The 25,335-nt window shown below is 29.3% G+C and carries 29 protein-coding genes and 1 riboswitch; all 29 genes read left to right on the top strand.

The window, feature by feature from the left end; all coding sequences use genetic code 11:
* The first annotated feature begins 7 nt into the window (after positions 1–7).
* The 29 genes from ACTG47_RS01795 (at position 8) to ACTG47_RS01935 (ending at position 25,325) form a co-directional block, all read left to right on the top strand.
* Positions 8–1,081, top strand: a complete 1,074-nt coding sequence (locus tag ACTG47_RS01795) for a radical SAM/SPASM domain-containing protein (protein ID WP_479925880.1) — start codon at positions 8–10, stop codon at positions 1,079–1,081.
* Positions 1,082–1,101: 20 nt separating this feature from the next.
* Entirely contained in the window at positions 1,102–2,112 is a 1,011-nt protein-coding gene (locus tag ACTG47_RS01800; RefSeq protein WP_479925881.1) for an N-acetylneuraminate synthase family protein, read from the top strand.
* Positions 2,109–2,786: a cytidylyltransferase domain-containing protein gene (locus tag ACTG47_RS01805; RefSeq protein ID WP_479925882.1), complete on the top strand. Its 678-nt coding sequence runs from the start codon at positions 2,109–2,111 to the stop codon at positions 2,784–2,786. Before ACTG47_RS01800 ends, ACTG47_RS01805 begins: the two co-directional genes overlap by 4 nt.
* Positions 2,768–3,727, top strand: coding sequence for a hypothetical protein (locus ACTG47_RS01810; protein WP_479925883.1), 960 nt, complete (start codon positions 2,768–2,770; stop codon positions 3,725–3,727). Before ACTG47_RS01805 ends, ACTG47_RS01810 begins: the two co-directional genes overlap by 19 nt.
* Positions 3,728–3,735: 8 nt before the next feature.
* Positions 3,736–4,437, top strand: coding sequence for a WbqC family protein (locus tag ACTG47_RS01815; protein ID WP_479925884.1), 702 nt, complete (start codon positions 3,736–3,738; stop codon positions 4,435–4,437).
* 2 nt (positions 4,438–4,439) lie between these two features.
* A complete protein-coding gene (locus tag ACTG47_RS01820) occupies positions 4,440–5,066 on the top strand; it encodes a PIG-L deacetylase family protein (protein WP_479925885.1) in 627 nt (208 codons plus the stop codon).
* A gap of 24 nt (positions 5,067–5,090) precedes the next feature.
* Positions 5,091–6,068 (top strand): NAD-dependent 4,6-dehydratase LegB, encoded by a 978-nt coding sequence (locus ACTG47_RS01825; protein WP_479925886.1) that lies wholly within the window; start codon positions 5,091–5,093, stop codon positions 6,066–6,068.
* Between the two features lie 321 nt (positions 6,069–6,389).
* A riboswitch (cyclic di-GMP riboswitch) is annotated at positions 6,390–6,480 on the top strand.
* A gap of 407 nt (positions 6,481–6,887) precedes the next feature.
* A complete protein-coding gene (gene flgB / locus ACTG47_RS01830; protein WP_054268805.1) occupies positions 6,888–7,205 on the top strand; it encodes a flagellar basal body rod protein FlgB in 318 nt (105 codons plus the stop codon).
* A 7-nt stretch (positions 7,206–7,212) separates the two neighbouring features.
* On the top strand, positions 7,213–7,617 hold the full coding sequence (flgC, locus tag ACTG47_RS01835; RefSeq protein ID WP_021382740.1) for a flagellar basal body rod protein FlgC: 405 nt from the start codon (positions 7,213–7,215) through the stop codon (positions 7,615–7,617).
* A gap of 9 nt (positions 7,618–7,626) precedes the next feature.
* A complete protein-coding gene (gene fliE, locus ACTG47_RS01840) occupies positions 7,627–7,944 on the top strand; it encodes a flagellar hook-basal body complex protein FliE (RefSeq protein ID WP_054268807.1) in 318 nt (105 codons plus the stop codon).
* Positions 7,945–7,968: 24 nt separating this feature from the next.
* Positions 7,969–9,519, top strand: a complete 1,551-nt coding sequence (gene fliF / locus ACTG47_RS01845; RefSeq protein WP_479925887.1) for a flagellar basal-body MS-ring/collar protein FliF — start codon at positions 7,969–7,971, stop codon at positions 9,517–9,519.
* Between the two features lie 12 nt (positions 9,520–9,531).
* Positions 9,532–10,608, top strand: a complete 1,077-nt coding sequence (gene fliG, locus ACTG47_RS01850) for a flagellar motor switch protein FliG (RefSeq protein ID WP_479925888.1) — start codon at positions 9,532–9,534, stop codon at positions 10,606–10,608.
* Complete coding sequence (locus tag ACTG47_RS01855) at positions 10,592–11,332, top strand: FliH/SctL family protein (protein ID WP_479925889.1); 741 nt, start codon at positions 10,592–10,594, stop codon at positions 11,330–11,332. Before fliG ends, ACTG47_RS01855 begins: the two co-directional genes overlap by 17 nt.
* A 3-nt stretch (positions 11,333–11,335) precedes the next feature.
* Positions 11,336–12,655 (top strand): flagellar protein export ATPase FliI, encoded by a 1,320-nt coding sequence (fliI, locus tag ACTG47_RS01860; RefSeq protein ID WP_479925890.1) that lies wholly within the window; start codon positions 11,336–11,338, stop codon positions 12,653–12,655.
* A 31-nt stretch (positions 12,656–12,686) separates the two neighbouring features.
* Positions 12,687–13,133, top strand: a complete 447-nt coding sequence (gene fliJ, locus ACTG47_RS01865) for a flagellar export protein FliJ (RefSeq protein ID WP_479925891.1) — start codon at positions 12,687–12,689, stop codon at positions 13,131–13,133.
* Positions 13,134–13,161: 28 nt separating this feature from the next.
* Positions 13,162–14,364, top strand: coding sequence for a flagellar hook-length control protein FliK (locus tag ACTG47_RS01870; protein WP_479925892.1), 1,203 nt, complete (start codon positions 13,162–13,164; stop codon positions 14,362–14,364).
* Positions 14,365–14,381: 17 nt separating this feature from the next.
* Complete coding sequence (locus ACTG47_RS01875; protein ID WP_479925893.1) at positions 14,382–15,002, top strand: flagellar hook assembly protein FlgD; 621 nt, start codon at positions 14,382–14,384, stop codon at positions 15,000–15,002.
* Positions 15,003–15,028: 26 nt separating this feature from the next.
* Entirely contained in the window at positions 15,029–16,027 is a 999-nt protein-coding gene (locus tag ACTG47_RS01880) for a flagellar hook-basal body protein (RefSeq protein WP_479925894.1), read from the top strand.
* Positions 16,028–16,039: 12 nt separating this feature from the next.
* Complete coding sequence (locus ACTG47_RS01885; protein ID WP_054268815.1) at positions 16,040–16,243, top strand: flagellar FlbD family protein; 204 nt, start codon at positions 16,040–16,042, stop codon at positions 16,241–16,243.
* Complete coding sequence (locus ACTG47_RS01890) at positions 16,243–17,061, top strand: motility protein A (protein ID WP_054268816.1); 819 nt, start codon at positions 16,243–16,245, stop codon at positions 17,059–17,061. The genes ACTG47_RS01885 and ACTG47_RS01890 overlap by 1 nt, the downstream gene beginning before the upstream one ends.
* The gene (locus ACTG47_RS01895; protein ID WP_219673462.1) at positions 17,051–17,746 is read left to right on the top strand and encodes an OmpA family protein; all 696 of its coding nucleotides are present in this window, start codon (positions 17,051–17,053) and stop codon (positions 17,744–17,746) included. The genes ACTG47_RS01890 and ACTG47_RS01895 overlap by 11 nt, the downstream gene beginning before the upstream one ends.
* Positions 17,747–17,757: 11 nt before the next feature.
* On the top strand, positions 17,758–18,201 hold the full coding sequence (locus ACTG47_RS01900) for a flagellar basal body-associated FliL family protein (protein WP_169467409.1): 444 nt from the start codon (positions 17,758–17,760) through the stop codon (positions 18,199–18,201).
* Positions 18,202–18,214: 13 nt separating this feature from the next.
* Positions 18,215–18,589 (top strand): flagellar biosynthetic protein FliO, encoded by a 375-nt coding sequence (locus ACTG47_RS01905; RefSeq protein ID WP_169467407.1) that lies wholly within the window; start codon positions 18,215–18,217, stop codon positions 18,587–18,589.
* Complete coding sequence (gene fliP, locus ACTG47_RS01910) at positions 18,590–19,255, top strand: flagellar type III secretion system pore protein FliP (protein WP_479925895.1); 666 nt, start codon at positions 18,590–18,592, stop codon at positions 19,253–19,255.
* A 12-nt stretch (positions 19,256–19,267) separates the two neighbouring features.
* The gene (gene fliQ / locus ACTG47_RS01915; protein ID WP_003435976.1) at positions 19,268–19,537 is read left to right on the top strand and encodes a flagellar biosynthesis protein FliQ; all 270 of its coding nucleotides are present in this window, start codon (positions 19,268–19,270) and stop codon (positions 19,535–19,537) included.
* Between the two features lie 11 nt (positions 19,538–19,548).
* Positions 19,549–21,363, top strand: a complete 1,815-nt coding sequence (locus tag ACTG47_RS01920; protein ID WP_479925896.1) for a fused FliR family export protein/FlhB family type III secretion system protein — start codon at positions 19,549–19,551, stop codon at positions 21,361–21,363.
* An 8-nt stretch (positions 21,364–21,371) separates the two neighbouring features.
* Positions 21,372–23,447, top strand: a complete 2,076-nt coding sequence (flhA, locus tag ACTG47_RS01925) for a flagellar biosynthesis protein FlhA (protein WP_479925897.1) — start codon at positions 21,372–21,374, stop codon at positions 23,445–23,447.
* Positions 23,422–24,438, top strand: a complete 1,017-nt coding sequence (gene flhF, locus ACTG47_RS01930; RefSeq protein ID WP_479925898.1) for a flagellar biosynthesis GTPase FlhF — start codon at positions 23,422–23,424, stop codon at positions 24,436–24,438. The genes flhA and flhF overlap by 26 nt, the downstream gene beginning before the upstream one ends.
* A complete protein-coding gene (locus tag ACTG47_RS01935; protein ID WP_479925899.1) occupies positions 24,435–25,325 on the top strand; it encodes a MinD/ParA family protein in 891 nt (296 codons plus the stop codon). The genes flhF and ACTG47_RS01935 overlap by 4 nt, the downstream gene beginning before the upstream one ends.
* Positions 25,326–25,335 lie beyond the last annotated feature (10 nt).

The raw sequence follows: 25,335 nt of genomic DNA on the forward strand, positions 1-25,335 counted from the left end.
AATGATTATGAGTAAAAGATTAAATATACCAATAAATAAAGGTAATTATTCACTAGAAACAAAAGATAGAGAGGATGCATTTGAAAAATATAGAGGTGAGGGTTGGAATAACGAGTATGTTTTATATAGAAAAAATTGGATAAAATGTGCAAAAGAACAAATTGTTTCGGATTACCCTTTGCTTGTTGACATAGAGTTATCATCATTGTGCAACTTAAGTTGCCCAATGTGTTATACTATCACAAAAAAATTTAAGGATAGTGTCAATGCAACTTTCATGGAAAAAACACTCTTTTTCAAAATTATTGATGAAATAGCAAATAAAGTTCCAGCAATTAGGTTAAGTTTAAGAGGAGAGCCAACCCTACATCCAAATTTAATTGAATGTGTTAAATATGCAAAACAAAAAGGAATAAAAGAAATTTCTTTTTTAACAAATGGAAGTAAATTAACATCAGAATATTTTGAAGATTTATTGAATGCTGGAGTTGATTGGATTACTATATCTATTGATGGGACAGATGGAATATATGAAAGTATTCGAAAACCATTAAAATTTGCAAACATACTAGAAAAAATAAAAGAAATAAAGCGAATTAAAGAAAAATATCAAACAAATAAACCTGTAATTAAGATACAATCTGTATGGAATGCTATCCAAAACAACACTGAGCACTATTATAACCTATTTAGAGAATATGTAGATTACATAGCCTTTAATCCACTTATTGATTATTTACATAATGATATAGATATAGAGTACGAAAAAAATTTTTCTTGCGCTCAAATATATCAAAGAATTGTTATAAGTTCAGATGGATTAGTATTATTATGTTCAAATGATGAAAATAATTCAAATGTAATTGGGAATGCATACAGGAGTACAATATATGATTTATGGCACAGTAAATTACTTGAGGATATAAGAGCAATTCATAAAAGTGGAGATTTCATGAAGCTTGATATTTGTAAGAAATGTTATATACCAAGGAAAATGGAAGATTATCAGAATATATTAATAAACGGCAGAGAATGTACAATTAGGAAATATGTTAATAGAAATCAAAAAATAGGAAAATAAATGATATAAAAGGAGTACATATGATAGTAAAAGATAATAGCGTTTATATTATTGCAGAGATAGGTGGTAATTTTTTTAATTACGACCAAGCAGTAAAATTAATTGATGAGGCAGTTTTTGCTGGAGTAGATGCAGTAAAATTACAGTCTTTTAAAGCAGATACATTGTCAAGTAATCAAGCTATTTTTGATATGGAGAATACAGGCAAGGTGTCTCAATATGAGTTATTTAAGAAATATGAAATTAACAAAGAGATTCATAAAAAAATATTTGAATATGCTAAACTAAAAGGAATAGATGTATTTTCTACACCATCACACTATACAGATTTAGAAATGTTGGAATCTATAGGTTGTGAAGCATATAAAATTGGATCAGATGATGCCGTGAATTTACCATATTTAAGATCCGTTGCTGCTTTAGGAAAACCAATTATTCTTGCTACAGGTATGTGCACTATGCAAGAGGTAAAGGAATCAGTAAACATAATATTAAGTGAAGGAAATGGAAAGCTTATGTTACTTCATGCAGTAACAGAATATCCAGCACATCTAGAAAATGTGAATTTAAAGGCAATGCAATCCATGATTAGAGAATTCCCAAATTTAAAGATTGGGTATTCTGACCATACAATTGGTGTTGAAGCAGCAATATGTGCTGCAGCTATGGGTGCAAAAATAATTGAAAAGCATTTTACATATAATAAAAATGCAGATGGACCAGATCATATACATTCAGCAGATACTGAAGAAATGAAATATATAGTTGAGACAATAAGAAAATTTGAACTCTTATATGGGAGTGGGATTAAGATGCCATCTCAAGGAGAGAAACTTAATAGGATAAATAATAGAAAAAGTATTGTATTGTTAAATGATTTAAAAAAAGGAGAAGAAATAAAAAGAGATAATATTTCAGTAAAGAGACCTGGATATGGAATTGAGCCTAAATATTTAGAACAAATAATAGGAAGACAGATAGGTAAAAATATGGAAAAAGATGCGATTTTGAAATGGGATGATTTAATATGATTGGAATTATAATTCAAGCTAGAATGGGCTCATCAAGATTACCTGGTAAAGTTCTAATGAATATAGGTAAAAAAACTATATTAGAGTATATTATTTATAGATTAAAATTTTTAAAAGCAGATAATATAAAAATAGTAGTAGCAACTACTTATAATTATAAAGACAATAAGATAGAAGATTTTTGTAGACATATAGGAGTTGATTGTTATCGAGGGTCTGAGAAAAATGTACTAAGTCGCTACTATGAATGTGCTAAGTTATATGGATTTGACCAAATAGTACGACTTACAGCAGATAATCCATTTGTTGATGTAGAAGAGATTGATAGGTTAATAGAGTTACATAAAGCATCATATTCAGATTTTACAAATTCATTTGAAAATTTACCATATGGAGTTGGGGCAGAGATTTTTACATATGATACATTAAGACAAAGTTATATAGAATCTACAATGATCCATCATTTTGAACATGTTGATGAATATATTTTGGAAAATCCTGATAAATTCAAAACAACTATTTTAGATGTGGATGAGAAAAAGAAAAGACCAGATACCAGATTAACTGTAGATACTTGGAGTGATTATAGAAGAGCATGTTATATTGTTGAAAATAGTAAAAATGAGTATATTACAACAGAAGAGGCAATTAATTTATGTTCGCAATATGTATAGAAAGCTCTCACTCAAGAGGCATGGGTCACTTATTTAGAGCATTTAATATTGTCGAATTTCTAAAAGAGAAAAATGAACAATATATAATTTTAGTTAATAATGATAAAGTTGCAATAGACTTGATTAAAAAAAATAAATTATGCTTTCAAGTAGTAAATTTCTTAGATAAAAATAGCAATTGGGTATATGATTTGATACATAAATATAACATTGATGTATGGATTAATGATAAATTTGAATCTAGTTTAGAATTCTGCCAAAAGATTAAAGATAAAAAGGTATTATTAGTTGCTATTGATGATATTGGTGAAGGTGCAAATTTTGCAGATTTACACTTTGCAGGTATGACTTATAATAAAGAATTATTAAAAGGTAAACATATATTTATGGGGAGAGAATATATTATTTTGAATAGAGAAATTAAAAAGTATAAAAGAATTAGAAAAAATATAGATAAGGTCATTGTTACATTGGGTGGCAGTGACACTTATGGAGTTACTCCAAAAGTAATTTCGATTCTTAAAGAATATAATATATCCTGTGATATTGTATTAGGGCCTAGTTATAGGCATAATAAAGAGCTTCATGATATAATTGATGAAAGATACAAAATTGAACAAAATGTACCTTCTTTGATTAAAAAATTTTATGAGTACGATTTAGCTATTACAGGAGGAGGTATCACATGTTTTGAAGCTAATGCATCAGGTTTACCATGTATTATTATAGCAAATGAAATACATGAGATAGACATAGGAAAATATCTAGATTATTTGGGAGGAGCTATCTTTGCAGGATATTATAAAAATATAAATAGACATGCATTTCAACTGAAGAGTGAAAAAATTGAAATGATGAGTACTTCTGCATTAAATAAAATAGATTTGAATGGAGTTGAGAGAATTTATAATAAAATCATATATTATATAAATAAGGGGTAGTAATAAATATGAATTCTAATGTTGTAATGATTCATCAACCAGATTTTTTACCTTATTTAGGTTTTTTTGATAGATTGTTAAAATCCGACACATATGTTGTTTTAGACAATGTTCAATATGTAAATGGAAGCAGTAAAAGTTGGATGAATAGAGATAAAATTAAGACTTTAAAAGGTGAACAATGGATTACAGTATGTGTAAAAAGGTCATCATTAAAAACTAAAATAAGAGATGTATTTTTATATGAAGATAATCAATGGAGAAAAAATCATATCAATTTATTTAAACAGAATTATAAAAAAGCTAAATTTTTTGATGAGATATTTCCTTTTGTAGAAAAATTGTACGAATTTCAGTGTGAAAAAATGGTTGATTTTAATTTTAAATCTATTAAAATGTTAATGGAATTGTTTAATGTTGAAGTAAATATAATATTTGCAAGTAGCTTAAATCCATCAGGGAAGAATAATGATTTAATTATTGATATAATGACAAAACTTGAATCAAAACAATACTTATCAGGTATAGGTGCTAAAGATTATTATAATCCTGAACCATATGAAAAAGCTGGGATTGAAGTGATTTGGCAAAAGTTTGAGCATCCAATATATGAACAGCAATATGGAGAATTTATACCATATCTAAGTAGTATTGATCTATTGTTTAACTATGGTATAGAAAATTCAAGAAAAATATTAAGAGGAGAATAAGGATGAATGTTTTAGCTATTGGAGCACACTTTGATGATATAGAATTAGGTTGTGGTGGTACAATTGCAAAGCATGTCAAGAATGGAGATAATGTTTTTTGCTATGTTGCAACTAAATCTGGGTTTAAAGGAAGTAATGGATATACTGTAAGAAATAATTCAATTGCATATGAAGAAGGAAAAAAAGCTTCTAGGATTTTAGGATATAAGTTAATCCCAGGAGGTTTTGAAACCTTAAAACTTGAATTTACAGATGAATTAAATGTCGAATTGTTAAAAGTAATTGAAGAGAATAAAATAGAGTTAATATATACTCACTGGATTGATGATGTACATCATGATCATATTTCTATAGCAAAAGCCAGTTTACATGCAGGAAGACATGTACCAAGAATACTTGAATATAGAAGTAATTGGTATAAGTCAGATAAAATATTTATAGGAAATTTTTATGTTGACATATCAGAAGAATGGGAAAAAAAAGAACAGGCCATTTTGGCATATGAATCAGAACTTATAAGGGTTGGTTATAAATGGATTGATTATTTTAAAATGGAAGCATATAATAATGGTCATATTGTTGGAGTCGAAATGGCTGAATGTTTTCAAGTAGTAAAATGGTTGATTTAATAAAAGTTAATTGGAGGATAATTAATGAAAGTTTTAGTAACAGGTGCAGATGGTTTTATAGGAAGCCATTTAGTAGAAGCATTGTTAGAAGAGGGATATGATGTAAAAGCATTTACATATTATAATTCGTTTAATACATGGGGGTGGATGGATACTTTTGAAAAAGATAAATTATCTGAAATTGAAATATTTACTGGAGATATTCGTGATCCAAATGGAGTATATGAGGCAATAAAAGGTGTTGACCAAGTATTTCATCTTGCGGCATTGATTGCTATACCATTTAGCTATTATTCACCAGATTCTTATGTAGATACAAACATAAAAGGGACATTAAATGTTTTGCAAGCAGCAAGAAGACTGGAAACTGAACGTATATTTATTACGTCAACATCTGAGGTATATGGGACAGCTAAATATGTTCCAATCGACGAAAATCATCCACTTCAAGGTCAGTCACCATATTCAGCTACTAAAATAGGAGCAGATAGAATGTCTGAAAGTTTTTATAAAAGTTTTGGTATGCCTATTACTATTGTACGACCATTTAATACATATGGGCCAAGGCAATCAGCAAGAGCTATTATTCCAACTATAATTTCTCAATTACTATCTGGTAGAGAAATAATTAATCTTGGTTCACTAACACCAACAAGAGATTTCAATTATGTAAAAGATACTGTAGAAGGATTTATGCGTATATCAAAATCAAATCAAACTATAGGTGAAGAGATAAATATATCAACTGGATGTGAAATTTCAATTGGAGACTTAGCATCAAAAATAATTTCAATTATTAATCCAAATGCGAAGATATTATGTGATGAAAATCGTCTTAGACCAGAAACTAGCGAAGTAAATCGTCTTTTGGGAGATAACAAAAAAATGAAACGTATGACAGATTGGGAGCCTTACTATACTATTGAAGAAGGTCTTATTGAAACTATTAATTGGATGAAAGAAAATTTGAATTATTACAAAAATGATATATATAATATTTAATTAAAGGATTCTATATGATATCTTAGATGGAATAAAATTTAAAATAATTAGAAACTTATTAGTAAACTATCTAGTATTTTTATTTGTAACTTATTTTAGTTGTTTAGAACACTATAATATAAATATGTTTAAAAAATTTCTTTGCAATCAAGTTTTATATTTAAATAATTCTTATTGTATGGAAGTTTTTTTATTTGTAACTAAAAGTATTAATATTTTATATTTAAATTAGCATGAAGTTAATATTCTGTGTTTAAATTTAAATAATAAAATATGATAAAAATGTTTAAAAGTTTTATCATTTATTGTATACTTAAAGTAAAACTAAATAGGCAAAACTAGAGAAATCTAGTGACGCAAAGCTATAGGGACTAAAGTTTGTATATACGAACTATGTCAGCCAGTTGCCAAAAAGAGTTCTAAGTATAATTGTATACGTAGGATTAGTCGAAGTGACTGCTTTTTTGGCGGTCATTTTATTGTGGAAAAATTACTTTATTACAGTAGAAAATACACATAATAACATATTCTACCAACTATAATATAAAATAAAGGAAATTTATCTAAAAAAGTTGCTATTTTACAAAAAAAGGCAACTTTGTGAAGGGAAAATTAAATACATATTAAAATTTTTTTTAATTTTTATTGGAGTTAATTAGATTTAAATTAGATTTCTTACGAAAATGATTCATTATTATATTAATGTAATAGAATTGTAATAGATTTAAATGAACAAAGAAGTCATTTTTTGTAATATAGTAACTTCATTTTTTTAATCATTAAATATAGCAAATAAATATATTTTGAGGAGGGGTGAGTATGAATACATATGACATTATAAAAATGGGACTAGATGCAACTAATCTAAGAAGTCAAACAATAGCAAATAATATAGCAAATATAAATACTGAAGGTTACAAAAAACATTATGTAACTTTTGAAGAAACATTAAATGATGCTATGCCAAAAATAGAAGAAAAAACAGACAATTCAAAAGGCTTAAGAGTAGATGGAAACAATGTAGATATAGAAGAAGAAAAAGTAAAGCAAGCAATGACAACATTGCAATATAATGCTTTAATAGGTTTTGCAAATGGCAAAATCGCAATGACCAAATCAATAATAACTGGGAGGTAACTAGAAGATGAGTGTGTTCAGTGGAATGGAAATCTCTGCTAGTGGATTAACAGCAGAAAGTTTGAAAATGGATATCATATCATCAAATGTAGCTAATATAAATGCTACAAGAGGTCCAAATGGAGAAGCATATAGGAGAAAAATTGTTTCCTTTGAAGAAAACTATGATAATAAATTAGGTATGTTAGGAGTAAAAGTTACATCTGTTGAAGATGACAAATCACCTCTTAAAGAAGTATATGACCCATCTCATCCAGATGCGAAACCAAATGGATATGTAGAATATCCAAATGTAAATATATTGGTTGAAATGACGGATTTAATAACAGCTTCACGAGCATATGATTCTAACATAGACACACTGAATGCTCAGAAATCTATGATATCGAAAGCTTTGGAAATAGGAAAGTAGGGATAAATTATGCCAATTACACAAATTAACAATTTAATGCAAGGTGCAAAGTTAGATAATTTGATTGGAGAAACAAAACCATTAAACCTTAATAATAAAGAAGAAAAAAAGAATTTCGAAGATGTAATAATAGATACTATAGACAAAGTTAATTTTCAACAAGTGACAGCGGATAATATGAAAGAAAAATTTATAAAAGGCGAAGATGTTTCTATGCATGAAGTTATGTTAAAAGGTCAAGAAGCACAACTATCTATGCAATATCTGATAGAAGTTAGAAACAAGATTCATGATGCATATCAAGAAATGAATAAAGTACAAATTTAGCCTTTTGAACAGGAGTAATAATCAATGATAGCCAGTTTTAAAAATAAGATTAAGGAGCAAGTTGCTAAATCTAGGACAAAAATAGGTTCTTTAAAAAAAGGAACTAAGATAGCATTAGGTATAGGGATTGTTGCTATATGTTTAGCGCTAGTATTTACAGCAATATCTGCAAGTAAAAATAAGTATGCAGTCTTATTTTCAGAACTAGATGTTCAAGATGCTGCAGATATATCAGCAGAATTAGAGTCTAGAAAGATAGATACTAAGGTAAAGGGAAGTACAATTTATGTTCCTAGAACAGAAGTCGATAAGTTGAGGCTGGAGCTAGCTCCAAGTCTTACAGGTGGTTCTAAAGGATTTGCACTAATGGATGATAGCTCCTCTATAGGTCTTACTGATGAAGAATTTCAAATTAAGAAGCAACGAATCATACAAGGTGAAATAGAAAAAACAATCAAGAGTTTTCCACAAGTGGAAGATACTAGAGTACATATAACATTTGGAGAGTCATCCGTGTTTGAAAAAGAAGCAGTTCCAGGAAGCGCAGCAGTTTACTTAATGTTAAAGCCAGGAACGACTTTAGAAAAAAATCAAATAAAATCTGTTATGGCACTTGTATCAGGAAGTGTTACAAATATACCAGAGAAAAATGTTCAAGTTATTGATAATAAGATGAATTTATTATCTGAAGGTATCTTAGATGATGAAGAAGTTGATGAAAATAATCAACCAATAAATGGTGGTATTAGTGTTGATAAAAATAAAGCATCTGAACAAGCATTGAATAAACAATTAGAAAAGTCTATTTTAGACATGTTAGAGCCAATATTTGGGACAGGAAAAGTAAAAGCTACAGTAAATGCTGATTTAAGTTTTGATACAGCTGAAAAAACTGAAATAAAAATTGACCCTGATAAAGTTGCAATAAAGGAAACAAGGTCAAAAAATTCATCTAAATCTGCAACAAATAATGTCCAAGGTGTAGATGCTAATATGAATAATCAAGGAAATAAAAATGGTACTAACACCGAAGATAGTTTGGATGAGAGTTTTGAATATGATACAGGGAAGATTGAAACTCATACTATAGTTGCACCAGGGGAGCTAAAAAGATTAACAGCTTCTGTTGCTATAGATGGGAAGATAGCTAAAGGTGTTCAAGCTGATGTGGAAGATATAGTTAATAATGCTATAGGTATGGATGGAGCGAGAGGAGATACTCTTAGTGTTGTTTCAATGGTATTTGATCCTAAAGGGAAAGCTGAAGCGAAACAAGAAATGGAAGATATTAAAAAAGAAGGATTCAAAACCAATATAATAAAGGCTGTTATTGGAGTGGTAGCAGTTGTTGCAGTAGGAATTATTGGATATCTAATATATAAAAAGAGAAGTGAACAAGAAGATATGGATTATGAGGATGAAGTTTATAGTACTAATTCTGGTACTGTTGATAAGAAAGACAATCCTCTATTGGGGGATGACCCAGAATTGACATTAGAGGAAGCTGTTAAAATGTATGCAGAAGAAAAACCAGACCAAGTAACAGAAATAATAAAGACTTGGTTAAATGAGTAAGGGGGATAGAATGTGTCCACAGAAATTACAAATGTTAGTGCATTTGATTTAAGTGATATAAGTGAAAGTGAAAAAGAGCAAAATGAAAAAATAGAAGGCGAAGGTTTAAAAAAAGCTGCTGTACTTTTGATGACATTAGGACCAACTGTGTCTAGTGATATAATAAAAAGCCTTCCAGATAAACAAGTTCAAAAAATAGGTTTGGAAATTGCAAATATTTCTTCAATAGCTTCAAAAGAAAGAAGAGAAATATTAAAAGAGTTTGTAGAAATAAATAAAGCTAAAGATTATGTTATAGAAGGTGGGCTGGAATATGCAAGAGAATTGCTGAGTAATGCATTGGGAAATTCTAAAGCAAATAAATTACTTGAAGGTATATCAATAGATACAAGTACAAAGCCTTTTAAACATATTATAAAGTTAGATACAAAGAAGATATTAGAAATACTTAGAAATGAAAGTGCACAGACCATAGCTATTTTACTTGCACATATGGAACCACAAGATGGTGCAGAAGTTTTAGCTCATTTAGATTTAAATTTACAGAATGAGGTAGCTATGAGAATAAGTTCAATGGGGGCAATATCTCCAGAAGTTATAAAAGTAATTGAAAATTCATTAGAAAATAAATTACATTCAATAAGTGGTGAAGATTTTAAAGATTATGGTGGAATAGCTGCTCTAGTTCAAATATTACTTAATTCTGATAGAAAAACAGAAAAGAATATTTTGAATACTGTTGAAGAAAAAGACCCAGCTTTAGCAGCCCAAATTAAATCTCATATATTTGTATTTGAAGATATTGTCAAACTAGATGATATGAGCATACAAAAAGTATTAAAAGAAGTAACTATGAAGGATTTAGTCTATGCTTTAAAAGGTGTGGATGACGAAATTTCAGATGCTGTATATAGAAATCAATCTTCTAGAGCAGCAGAAGCACTTAAAGAAGAAATGGAAATGGTTGGTGTCATAAAAGTTGCACAAGTTGAAGGTGCTCAACAAAAAATAGTAAATAGTGTAAGAAAACTTGAAAGAGAAGGTGCCATAACTATTGTAAGGAATTTTGGTGATGACTTTGTTGAATAATAAAATTATTAAAAGTGAAAAAGCATCATATAAAGGAGTTTTAGATTTATCTATAATAGATAAAGCTAGACTGGGAGAAACAAATATAAATGAAGAAAATGATTGTAGATTTAGAGATGAAGTAATAAAAGAAGCTATAGAATCTGCTGAGATAAAAAAGAATGAAATATTAGAAGAAGCAAAAACAAATGCACAAAATATAGAAAAACAAGCTTATGAAAAAGGATATAGCCAAGGTCAAAAAAATGGATATGAAGATGGATATAAAGAATCCTATGATGAATATACCCAAAAAGCTAAAGATGAAGCAGATTTTATAAGAAATCAAGCAAATTTAATTTTATTACAGGCTAATGAGAAAATGACTGAGTACATAAAGGAAAAAAACAAAGAAATTATAAGGCTTGCTATCAATATGGCTAGCTCTGTTCTAAAAAAGCATTTTGAAGATGAAGAATCTATGAGTGACTTGTTAAAGCAAATTATTCAAGATTATGAAGGAAGTAGTTCATTCATAGTAAAATGCAATTCTTTCTATAAAGATAATATAGAGAAAGAGTTTGAGCTATTCAAAGAAGAGACATCATTGAAGTCAAGTGTATTTGTTATTGCAGATGATAGTATAGATAAAGGAAATGCTATTATACAAAAGGAAAATGGAAGAATAATAGTTGGTGTTGATTGTGCTATGGAAAAACTAAAAGAAGAATTGCTTGGTGAATAAAGTATGTATAAAACTGATATATCTATAGATTTTGACAAAATAAATAAGAAAATAGAAAATTTAGAACTTACTATATCAGAAGGTAGAGTTAAGAAGATAATAGGGCTTACTGTAGAAGTTGAAGGGATAAAAGCTTTTGTTGGAGAGTTATGTGTTATATACAATCAAGTCAATAAGACAGTAAACTGTGAAGTAGTAGGTTTTAAAGACAAAGAAGTAATTTTAATGGCATTAGGAGAGTTAACATTAATAGCACCTGGTTGTAAAGTTATTTCCAAGGGGATACCTCTAAGTGTTATGTGTAGTGATAATTTATTAGGAAAAGTACTTGATGGTCTTGGAAATCCTATAGACAACTCAGAAGTTGTTTTAGGAGATAGATACAACTTGAATAATGAACCTCCTGATCCAATGAAGAGAAAAAAAATACGAAATATAATGGAAACAGGCGTAAGAGCAATAGATGCATTTACTACTTGTGGTGAAGGACAAAGAATAGGAATATTTGCAGGGAGTGGAGTAGGTAAGAGTACAACTCTAGGTATGATTGCTAGAAATGCAAAAGCAGATGTGAATGTAATTGCTCTTGTTGGAGAAAGAGGAAGAGAAGTATTAGATTTTATAGATAAAGATTTAGGTGAAGAAGGAATGAAAAAATCTGTTGTTGTATGTGCGACATCAGATAAAGCTCCTTTGGTTAGACTTAAAGGTGCTCTTACTGCTACTGCAATAGCTGAGTATTTTAGAGACCAGGGCAAAAAAGTAATACTTATGATGGATTCAGTAACTAGATTTGCTATGGCACAAAGGGAAGTAGGAATAGCAATAGGAGAGCCACCAGCACAAAAAGGATATACACCCTCTGTATTTGCAATTTTACCAAAACTTATGGAGAGAACAGGCACATCAGATAAAGGCTCTATTACTGCATTTTATACAGTATTAGTTGATGGAGATGACTTTAATGAGCCAATAGCAGATACGACAAGAGGAATACTTGATGGTCATATAGTTTTATCTAGAGATTTGGCAAACAAGAACCATTATCCTTCTATAGATGTCTTGAATAGTTTGAGTAGACTTATGAATGAGATTGCTTCAAAAGAAGATATACAAGTAGCTTCATTTGCAAGAGATATGCTTTCTGAGTATAGAGAGGCGGAAGATTTGATAAATATAGGCGCATATGCTTCTGGTACCAATAAAAAAATAGATGAAGCAATCTACTATCATGAGCATATTATTAATTTTTTAAAACAAGGGATAAATGAAAAGAGTTCTTTTGATGAAACTGAAAGTAGTTTGAAAAGAATATTTGAATAAACAATTTAAAAAAATATCTGAATAGGTTGTGATGAAATTGGATAAGAACTTTAAGTTTAGATTACAGAAAGTTTTAGACTTAAAAATGAAAGACGAAGAAAAGATAAAAATGGAATTTGCTAAAATTCAACAAAAAAAAATAAATATAGAGAATAACTTGGAAAACTTAGAAAGTAATTATAGTAAATATTCTATAAGTAAAGACAACGATAGTATTCAAAATCAAAAGATAACTATTAATTATTTGTTAGCTCTAAATAACTCTATAATGGATTTATCAGAGGAACTAGATAAATCAACAAATGAACTTGAAAAAGCTAGAAAACAGCTTATAGACAAACAAATAGAAAGAAAATCATTAGAGAAACTAAAGGAAAAAAAGTATGGTCAGTATTATAGAGAAGAAAATTTAAAAGAACAAAAAACTAATGATGAGTTTGCAAGTATGAGTTATTTGAGAAATAGACAAGTTTTATAAGAATAGTAGGAAGTGAGGATATTATTGTATGAAGATACAAGCAGATTCTTATAATATTATTAAAGATATTGGGAATAAAAAAAGTTCATCTAAGGATAAAGATATAAAAAAGAATAAATTTGAAGACAATTTATATAAGGCAACAGACAATAAAACAGTTAAAGATAGAAAAGAAACAAGTAATCAAAATGTTAACTCAAATAAATCGGAAGATAGTGATAATGAGTGTCATTTTGAAGATAAAGGTAGCCAGCTAGAAGAAGAAAATACATATGAAAAAGATTACAGTAAGATTAATGATATATTACAACAACTTCTAAATCTATTAAAAAATAATGATAAGAAAGACAAAGATATAAACTCTATATTAAATGATATAGAAAAGTTGAATGTATCAGATGAATTGAAGCAAGAAATTAAACTTAATAAAAATATGTTAAATAAGATTGTAAATCAGAATGCAGAGTTAAATAAGACTAATACAAATAAATCTGATGATGTGCAAAATTTAGATATGATGAAATTAAGAGAGCTTTTAGACAATAATGTCAATGAAGACTTTGAAGTGATTAGTAAAACTACAGAGAAAGATACTAAAAGCATAGATTTATACAATTTTGATAGTAATAGAATGGACAATCTTAACTTAAATAAGCAAAGAGATGATAGTTCTGATATTTTAGAAAAACTAGCAGGGGCTAATGGAAATAAGAGCGGAAACTTTAGCCAAGGAATAAATAAAAGTATGGATATAAACAAAACTAAAAGTGATAATGTTAATTTAAAACATATAGAATCAAATGTCATGGATGATTCTATTAAAGCTATCAAACATATGAAAACAAATGATATACAAGAGCTAACAATTAAATTAAGACCAAAAGAGTTGGGAGACATGAATATACAATTACTGAAAGATAGTGAGAGTATGAAAGCTGTTGTGACTGTTTTTAATAAAGATGTATTTGACTCTATAAATAAAAATATTACAGATTTAAAGCAACATCTGGAACTTACAAATGTGAATATAAAAGATGTATCTGTGCAAATGCATAGTGACAATAGAAATACATCAGATACTTTTGATAAAGCATTTGAACAACAGAATAGACAAAATAACCAAGAAAATATGAATAAACAAGGCACAAATAATAAGCATAACAATGTAGTCATAGAAGATGAGATTAAAGAAAATATTATTGATGATGATAGAGTAGATTTATTAGCTTAATAAGGGGGAAGTATTGTATGTACGGAGCAGCAACAGCTTTAGCCGGTACTCAAGGAAACTATAGGTCAAATAACTTAAACCAGCTTGAAAGAAATACTAATGATATTGCGAATAAACAAGTTAGAAGTAAAGGAAATCAGACAGTAACAGATAATGGGACTCCAATTATAGGGCAGGGGGACGATGCTGATAAAGATTTATTTATGAAAATACTTGTAGCACAAATGGGTAATCAAGACCCAATGAATCCACAAGACCCAACAGAGTATGTATCACAATTAGCTCAGTTTGCGACTTTAGAAAAGATGTCTGCTATGAATGATAAGTTAGATGTACTTTTAGCTTTAAGCAACTCTACTCTAATAAATTCTGCATTAAGCATGGCAACATCATTAATTGGTAAAGAAGTAGAGGTATCTGGAGAAGAAAAAGAAGATGAAAATATTGTAGGTGTAGTAAAGTCCACATATATAAAAGATGGAGAGGTACACTTAGAACTGAAAGTAGAAGGTAGTGATAAAACTGTAGATGTTAAATATGAAAAATTACTTAAAATAGGAGAAGTAAACACAAATTCAGATGAAGAGGAAAATCCTCCAGAATCAGGAGAAGAAGAAAGTTCTCCAGAAGAAGTATAATATTAAACTAGAAAAGAGGAATATTCATGATAAAAGCAATGTATTCAGGTGTAAGTGGAATGAAAGCAAACCAAACAAAACTAGATGTAATAGGTAATAATGTAGCAAATGCAGGGACTACTGCTTTTAAGAAAAGTTCTGCTAGAATAACAGATTCATTTTATCAAACTGTATTATATGCAAGTGCTCCAACAGCTGCATTAGGAGGAACAAACTTAGGTCAAGTAGGTGTAGGTAGTAAGATATCAAGTATAAATAAAGATATGACACAAGGAAATGTACAACCAACCAATAGACCATCAGATTTAATGATAGATGGAGATGGATATCTTCCAGTAGTAAGGCAAGGTACAGTTATGTATACAAGAGATGGTTCTTTTAATTTAGATACAGGATTTAAAGCAGCAGCAGGAGCTTTGCAAGGTATTTTGGGAGGAAGACTTGTAAATGGTGATGGGTATATGTTACAAGGCGAGGTTTATAAGGGTACATATACTGCTGCCACTGGTGAATTTACTAAGAATGCTACTGCAGAAGGAAAAGAACCTATTGTAATACCTCTTCAAAGTGTAAGTCCCAAAGACGGTACAGTTCAAAATGTATTGGAATATAATATATCAAAGGATGGAACAATAGAATTTTTATTAAGTGATGGTCAAAGAACACAATTTGTATATGAAATAGCTGCTAATTCTGTGGTAGGAACACCAGCAAAGAATGCTGCTGGTACAGCAATACAAATTAATGATGGAAAAATTCAAAAAGTACAAACATATGCATTCCAAAACCCAGCAGGACTAGATGCTGAAGGAGGAAACTTATTCAAGCCATCAGCAAACTCAGGAGACCCACAAATAGCAGGAGCTACAGGAACAATAATACAAGGAGCAATAGAAGCTTCCAATGTAGACATAGCAGAAGAATTCACAGAAATGATAATAGCAAGTAGGTCTTTCCAAGCAAACAGCAAAATAATATCAACATCAGATGAAATCCTACAAGAGATAATAAGTCTTAAGAGATAGTAGGTACATATTATGATAAGAGTAACAGATTTAAATGGAAGAAGTTACATATTAAACTCAGACCTTATAGTAAGAATTGATTCTGTACCAGAGAGCAGAATTTTACTTACAACAGGGGAAAAAAACCTTGTAAAAGAGTCAGTAGATGAGATAGTAGATAAAGTAATAAAATATAAAAGGAAAATAAATGTAGGTTATATTAGGAGCGAAAAATAATGAAAAAAACAGATTCACTGACATTTATTGGACTAATATTATCTACAGTATTAGTTTTATTTGGAGCTGTAAAAGGAAGTAGTTCAGGATTAAAAAGCTTCTTTGATTTTGCATCAATACTAATCACAGTATTTGGGTCGTTTGGAGCGTTAATGATTACATTTACTTTTGAGGATATGAAACTTATAAAAAATGCACTTCAATACTCATTTAAGACAACGAGTGTATCAAAATTAGATTTATTAAATCAATTTAAAGCACTTTCTAAAAAGGCCAGAAAAGAAGGGCTTCTATCAATAGAAAGTGATGTAATGAAAATACAAGACCCATTCATGAGAAAAGGATTAGAGTTATGTATTGATGGTCTGGAAGTAAATGAGATAAGGTCTATATTAGAATTAGAGATAGATTCTATTGAAGATACAAACAACAGATATTCTAAGATATTTAAAACTTGGGGTACTTTTGCACCAGCTTTTGGGATGTTGGGGACATTAATAGGTCTTATACAAATGCTATCTGACCTTACATCTCCAGACTTAATAGCATCTGGTATGGGAAAGGCATTAATTACAACATTCTATGGTTCTTTACTTGCTAATATCGCTTTAAATCCAATTGCATATAATATAGATGAAAAAACAGAAAAAGAAGTTTATATGAAAGAAATGATGTTAGAAGGAATAATAAGCATACAATCTGGTGAAAGCAGTATAGTGGTTGAAGAACGTTTAGCAACATACCTTTCAAGAAGTGAGAAATTACAGTTTACAAAAACCAATAAAAATACAGAAAGAGCAATGAGTAATGGGGCGTAAAAAAAATAAGAAGAAGGATGATATAAATCCAGATGCATGGCTAGCTACTTATGCTGATACAATAACACTGATTCTTACGTTTTTTGTATTATTGTATGCTACATCAGTTGTGGATATGGAAAAATTCAAAAATATATCAAATGCATTAAAAGGTCAGTTTTCTGGAATAAGTATGTTTAATACAGGCTCAAGTACAAGTGATAAATCACCAATAGATAGTACTCTAGTGGATAAAAGTGATAAATCAAATTTAGAGCAAGATTTAAAAGATAAGGTTAATAATTCTAACTTACAAAATAGTGTAACAGTAAAAGATGATAGTAGAGGGATTTTACTAGAGTTAGATGATTCAATACTATTTGACTCTGGGATTTCGGAGTTAAAAGTCAATAGTAAAGCTACTCTCAATAAAGTATATGACATGATAAAAATGATGAAAAATAAGATAGTTATAGAAGGTCATACTGATAATGTACCTGTGAAATCAAGTACACATGAATCCAATTGGGATTTATCTTCTAGTAGAGCAGTAAGTGTTGTAAGATACTTTGTAGAAGAAAAGGGAATGGACCCTAAACTATTTTCAGCAACAGGATGTGGAGAGTATCAGCCTTTGGTTTCAAACGAAACAGCAAAAGGAAGAGCTGAGAATAGAAGAGTTAATATACTTATAACTATCGACTAGGAGGAAGAGATTTGTTCAAAAATAAAAAAATTTTTCTAATTATTTTGATACTAATTATTTTCTCAGCAGGAGCAGGGTTTTTTTTATTAGGTGATGGAGGAAATAAGCAAATTACTAAAATTATAAGCTCATTTATTCCAACAGGAAAAGATAAAGGCGAAATAAAAACAGAAAATCTTGATTTAGAAGAAATGGTGTTGAAACTAGCTGATGAAGGTGTAAGATATCTAAAAGTATCAATAACTGTATCTTATGATTCTTCATATAAGGATATAGAAAAAAATACACCTTTAATCAGAGACAATATCATAAATTGCCTTATGGCAAAAAGAGCAGACGATTTTGCAGCTGAGAATTTAAATAACATAAAAGAAGAAATAAAAAATACATTAAATACACACCTAGGTGGAAATGTAATTCAAAATATATATTTTACAAATATAGTAGTGCAATAAAGGATGGTAAGACATGATACTTTATTTATTAAAGATATTAATATGTATTCCAATAATTTTAATATTGATAGTCTTATCTTTAAAAATTAGCCAAGGAAGTTTATTAAAAAAATACAATGATAAATATGTAAAGATATTAGACATTGTAAGTATAAATAAAAACAATAGCATAATAATTTTGAAGGTAGGTGAAGAAGGATGTATTGTTGCATCTTCTTCGTCTAGTATGAATAAGATAAAAGATTTGACAAAGGAAGAAATATCAAAGATAGAAGCTGATATTAAAGAAAGAAATTTTAAAATCCAAGATTTTAAAATGGAAAGAATTAAAACGAAATATGATTTCAGTAAATATATTGGAAAATTTACAAAAAAGGAAGATAAGTAAATGGAACTATTATCAAAATTACCTTTGGCTGATGTACCATATACAAGTTCAATGCAATTATTTTTATTTCTAACTGCATTAATGTTTTTACCATTTGTAATGTTTATGATGACAAGCTTTGTCAGAATAGTCATAAGTTTATCATTTTTAAAATCAGCATTAGGAGCACAGCAGGCAATCCCAAGTCAGGTCTTGGTAGGGCTTGCAATAGTATTGACAATATTTATAATGAGACCAGTATTAAATGAAATAAACGAAAAGGCATTACAACCATATATTAAAGAAGAAATTACTATGGAAAAAGCTATGAAAGAAGCAGAAGGACCTATTAAAGAATTTTTATTGAAGCAAACTCGACAAACAGACTTGGATTTATTTGTGGAACAAGCTGGTTTAAAAGAAAAAAAAATAACTCGTGAAAATATACCATTATCTGTTGTAGTTCCAGCATTTGCTATAAGTGAATTAAAAACTGCTTTTCAAATAGGTTTTTTGATATACATACCATTTTTGATAATAGACCTTGTTGTTGCAAGTGTTCTGATGTCTATGGGGATGTTTATGTTGCCTCCAGTTATGATATCATTACCATTTAAGTTACTATTATTTGTAATGGTGGATGGATGGAACTTGATAGTAAAAACATTGATATTGGGCTTTGGATAGGAGAAAAATAGTATGAGTGAATTTATGATAATGAGTGTTCTTAAAAATGGAATGTTTACAGGAGCTATGATTGCAGCTCCAGTACTAATTGTTTCTCTTGTAGTTGGACTTTTAATAAGTGTGTTTCAAGCTACAACTCAAATCCAGGAGCAAACATTGACTTTTGTACCAAAACTGATAGCCATTCTTTTAGTGGTAGCTATTGGTGGAAGCTGGATGTTACATACTCTTATTAGTTTTACTTCTGAGATATTTAATATGATATCTCTTATAACTAAGTAGGTAGGGTACATATGATTTTTGTATTTATTAGAATAGTAGCCTTTTTTGGGACGCTGAGAATACTATTTCCGGCTAGTACACCTGCTTTATTTAAGTCACTTTTTGCAATCATTATATCAATATTGATTTCAAGTACTATGCAAATTGAATATGTTTCAAATATAGATAATATTATAATGTTTACATTATATGGAATAAATGAAACTATAACAGGTATTATACTTGGATATATAACGAATCTGTGTTTTTATAGCATCAGAATGGCTGGTTCTATGATGGACCAACAGATGGGATTATCAATGATTAATATATTTGACCCAAACTCAATGACTCAGACAACTTTAATTGATAATCTTATGAACTGGACAGCGATAATGATATTTTTTAGTATGGATGGACATCATATTTTAATTCGAGGGATAAGATATAGTTTTGAATTAATTCCAATAGGAAAATCATTTGTAGATAATAATATAGACTATATAATAAACATATTTGTACAGTGCTTTATAACTGGATTCAAAATAGCAATACCTATTGTACTTTGCCTGCTTATGGCAGATTTTATCTTAGGTCTTATATCAAGAAGTGTACCCCAACTAAATGTAATGATAGTTGGTATGCCATTAAAAATATTGGTTGGTATAGCATTATTTATCATATCAATACCTTTAATTGTTAGCCAGATAAGTCATTTCTTAAGTCAAATACCTAAAATGTATGAAGGGACATTTGCCCTAGCTCCAATGTTTTTTATGGGTTCAACAGATAAGACAGAAGAAGCTACTCCGAAAAAAAAGGGAGAACAAAGAAAAAAGGGTAATATAGCAAAAAGTAGAGAGTTACCAGTTGCAATGACTCTATTTGCATTCACTTTATTAGTTCCTACATTATTTTCATATGTAGTAGATTCGCTTAAATCTTCACTTAATCATTTTTTAAGTGTGAATTTTTATATGAACATAAATTATTCAAATTTAGAAAACTTAATTATAGTGGGATTAATGGATTTTTTTAAGACATTTTTACCAATAGCCATTCCTTTCTTAGTTTTAGGTATAGTAGCTAACCTATTTCAAGTAGGAATCCTGTTTACTGGGGAAACTTTGAAACCAAATTTATCAAAATTAAATCCTATTAGTGGATTTAAAAATATGTTTTCTATGAGGAGCTTATCAACTTTAATAAAAGATACAGCAATAATATCTGTATTAGCTTATATAGGGTATACATTTTTTCAAGATAATTACTTAGATATATTAAAGCTAGGTAACATATACCTACCTAGTTTAATGTATACGGTTAAAGATTTAGTATATTCCATATTGAGTAAAATTTGTATAGCTATGGTAGTTATAGCAGTTGCAGATTACTTTTATCAAAGATACAATCATAAAAAGCAATTGAGAATGACAAAGCAAGAAGTTAAAGATGAATATAAAAATGCAGAGGGAGACCCAGAAATAAAAGCTAAGATAAAACAAAAGCAAAGGCAAATTTCATCCCAAAGGACTATGCAAGCAGTCCCAAGTGCCACTGTGATAGTAACCAATCCGACTCACTTATCTATAGCAGTAAGGTATGAAAAAGGGAAGGACCAAGCTCCAGTAGTGGTGGCAAAAGGTGCAGACTATTTAGCCTTTAAAATAAGAGAAATAGCAAAGGGAAATGACATCCCTATAATAGAGAATAAACCTATAGCTAGGTTGTTATATAAACAAGTAGAAATAGACCAAGAAATTCCAGAGGATATGTATCAAGCTTTTGCAGAAATATTAGTAGCAGTATATAAGATAAAAAATAGATACAAAATCCCGAAAAGGTAGGATAAGTAATGAATAAGTTTAATCTAAAGGAAAATATGGATGTAATAGTGGCTTTTGGTGTTGTAGGAATTGTTCTTATGATGATAGTGCCATTACCTACATTTATATTAGATATTTTACTGGCAATTAACATAAGTTTATCTGTGCTAATTTTATTAATGACATTATTTACGACAAATGTACTTGATTTATCTATATTTCCAACAGTGTTACTTGTGACAACACTATTTAGACTGGGATTAAATCTTTCATCAACTAGATTGATTCTAACCCAAGGATATGCAGGTGAAGTTATAGAAGCATTTGGAAGCTTTGTTGTAGGTGGAAATTACGTAGTAGGAATAATTATATTCCTAATTATATTAATTGTCCAATTTGTTGTTATAACTAATGGTTCTGGAAGAGTATCTGAAGTAACAGCTAGATTTACGTTAGATGCCATGCCAGGTAAGCAGATGAGTATAGATGCAGATTTAAATGCAGGAGTTATAGATGATAAAACTGCTAGAAAAAGAAGAAAAGAACTTCAACAAGAAGCTGACTTTTATGGTTCTATGGATGGTGCCAATAAGTTTGTAAAAGGAGATGCTATAGCAGGTCTTATAGTAACTGCAATAAATATTATAGGAGGAATTGTAATAGGCGCTGTGATGCTGAATATGACTCTTATGGGTGCAGCACAGACCTATGTAAGACTTACCATAGGGGATGGTCTTGTAAGTCAGATACCAGCTCTATTAATATCCACATCAGCAGGGATAATTGTAACAAGAGCCTCTACTGATGAAAACTTTGGTGACTTAGTAGGTAAACAATTAACAGCAATACCAAAGGCAATAATGATGACTGGATGTGTTTTAATTGTACTTGGTATGATGCCAGGACTACCTAAACCAGCATTTTTTTCACTGGGTATAGGTGCAATAGCAGCAGGTTATTTTTTAGGAAGAGAAAAGAAAGATACTTTAGAGGATTTAGAGTTTGAAAAACCTGATATGGTGAATCCAGACAAAAACGAAGTAGAAGATGTAACAAACTTAATAAATGTAGAAGCAATAGAAGTAGAAATTGGATATGGTCTAATATCTTTGGCTGATGAATCAGCAGGAGGAGATTTACTTCAGAGAATAGCATCAATAAGAAGACAGTGTGCTATAGATATGGGTATAGTTGTACAACCTATAAGAATAAGAGATAATTTACAATTAAATCCAAATCAATACAATATAAAGATAAAAGGTAATGTAGTTGGTGGGTATGAGATAATGCCTAATATGATTTTATGTATGGACCCTATGAATCAAGGTTTTAATATATTTGGAATAAAGACGATTGAGCCTACCTTTGGAATAGAAGCACTTTGGATAGAAAGTGACAAAGTAGAAGATGCAGAATTAAAAGGTTATACAGTAGTAGATTCATCTACAATACTTATAACTCATTTACTAGATATAATAAAATCTAATGCACATGAATTGCTAGGAAGGCAAGAAGTTAAGACTATTATAGATGCAGCAAGAGAAAATTATAGTGCTGTAGTTGATGAGTTAATACCAGATTTAATGACACTTGGTGAAGTTCAAAAAGTACTTAAAAATCTGCTTAGAGAAAAAGTAAATATAAAGGACAGAGTTACAATACTTGAAACACTTGCAGACCAGTCTAGGAATACCAAAGATATAGAACTTCTTACTGAATATGTGAGAATATCTTTGGCTAGAAGTATTTGTACAAATTTGGTCGATGAAGAGAAGTCAATTGTAGTGGCTACATTGTCTCCAGAAACTGAAGAGCTAGTATCTAATAATTTACAGAGGTCTGTAAATGGAACGTATCCAGCAGTCGACCCAGAAAACACAAATAAAATATTTGAGAGTATACAAGATGTAATGAGTAATGTATATTTCAATCATAATATACCAGTAATAGTAGTATCACCAAAGATAAGAGCACCATTTAGAAAGTTAGTTGAGCTTGTATATCCTAATTTGACTGTATTATCATTAAATGAAATACCTAACGATGTTAAAATCAAAGCAGAAGGTGTGGTGGGCATATATGATGACGAAAAAGTATACAGCTGATACAATTCAGGATGCTATGAATCTAGCCAAAATGGAATTAGGTGACAATATTACATTAATAGATAAAAAAGAAGTAAGAAAATCTGGCATACGAGGTATTTTTTCAAAGAAAGATATTGAATTAACTATTGGATGGGAAAAGAGAGACAATATAGAACAAAAAGATTTAAAACGAGAGATAGAACAATTAAAGTCAATGATAAGTAATATGGGGTTTGATAATAAAAATGATAATGATATAGATAAAATATGTAAGAACCTACTAAATTTAGAGCTAAATGAAGAAATTGTAGAATTTATAAGAACTGATTTACAAGAAATGAAGTTTAATGGAGTTGATACAAGTAAAAATTTAGTAGAGAGTTTAAAGAAAAAGATTAAAATAGAAAATCAAACAATAAATGGAAAAATTGCTCTAGTTGGGCCTCCAGGAGTAGGCAAAACAACTACAATAGCGAAGTTAGCTGCTAAATTAGTATTTGAAGAAAATAAAAAAGTAGGCGTAATAACTATAGATACCTATAGAATTGGTGCTGTAGAACAGTTAAAAATATATACTGACATAATGAATATTCCTTTTAAGGGGGTAATAAGCTCTGATGAGATGGAATTGGCACTTGATGAGATGAAAGATTGTGATGTTGTATTAATAGATACTACAGGTAGAGGATATAAAAATTCTATGCAAATACTAGAAATCAAGAATCTTATAGATAAAGCAGAAACTGATAATATACATTTAGTTTTGAATTGTACAACAAGAGAAAATGATACAAAATCAATTATAGATTCATATAGAAATGTGAATTTTAAAAGTTTAATAATTACAAAACTAGATGAAACAATTACATATGGCTCAATATTCAACATAATGAATTATGCACAAAAACCAATATCATATATTACAACAGGACAAAATGTTCCTGATGATATTATAAAACCTAATGAAGATAAAATTATAAGATTGTTATTAGGAGTTGAAAGTATATGATGGACCAAGCTCAAATCTTGAGAAAAATAGCAATAGAAAAAAAGGGAACTGATGAATTTATTACAGAGAATAGAAATACACCTAAAATAATTACAATAGCTTCTGGTAAAGGTGGCGTTGGAAAGAGTAATTTAGCTACAAATTTGTCTATATGCTTGACTAAACTTAATAAAAAAGTTCTTATATTAGATGCAGATATAGGAATGTCTAATATAGATATAATAATGGGTGTAAATGTAAAAGGAACTATAATTGATGTAATTAATGGCGAAAAAAATATAGAAGACATAATTTCACAAACTAAATATGGTGTAAACATAATCTCTGGGGGGTCTGCTCTTAATCATATAGAAGACTTCACAGAAGCTCAAAGAAATAAGTTTATACATAGTATAGAACAGATTCATGATGTTGATTTTATAATAATTGATACAGGTGCTGGTATGAGTAAAAGTCTATTGTCATTCATATATTGTAGTACTGAATTTTTCTTAATAACAACACCAGAACCTACATCATTGACTGATGCATATAGTTTATTAAAAGCCATAAGTAATTTTGGCATAAAGAGAAGTGCAAATATAATAATCAATAGAGTGGTTAATTTAGAAGAGGCAAAATCTACATATCACAGGATAAATATGGTTGTAGATAAATTTTTAAATCTTAATTTAGAATTGTATGGATATATAATCGAGGATAAAAAAGTGAGTGTATGTGTAAAGAAACAGATACCATTTATTTTAGAATATCCTACAAGTATTGCATCAAAATGCATTATATCTATAGCAAAGAGAATGGTAAGTCAACCAAAATATGAGCAAAAAGAAGAGATTATTGATAACAAAGGTTTACTAAGAAAAATGTTTAGTATATTTAAAAGCTAAGGAGGCGTAA

It is taken from the genome of Clostridioides sp. LIBA-6622 (assembly GCF_056716095.1).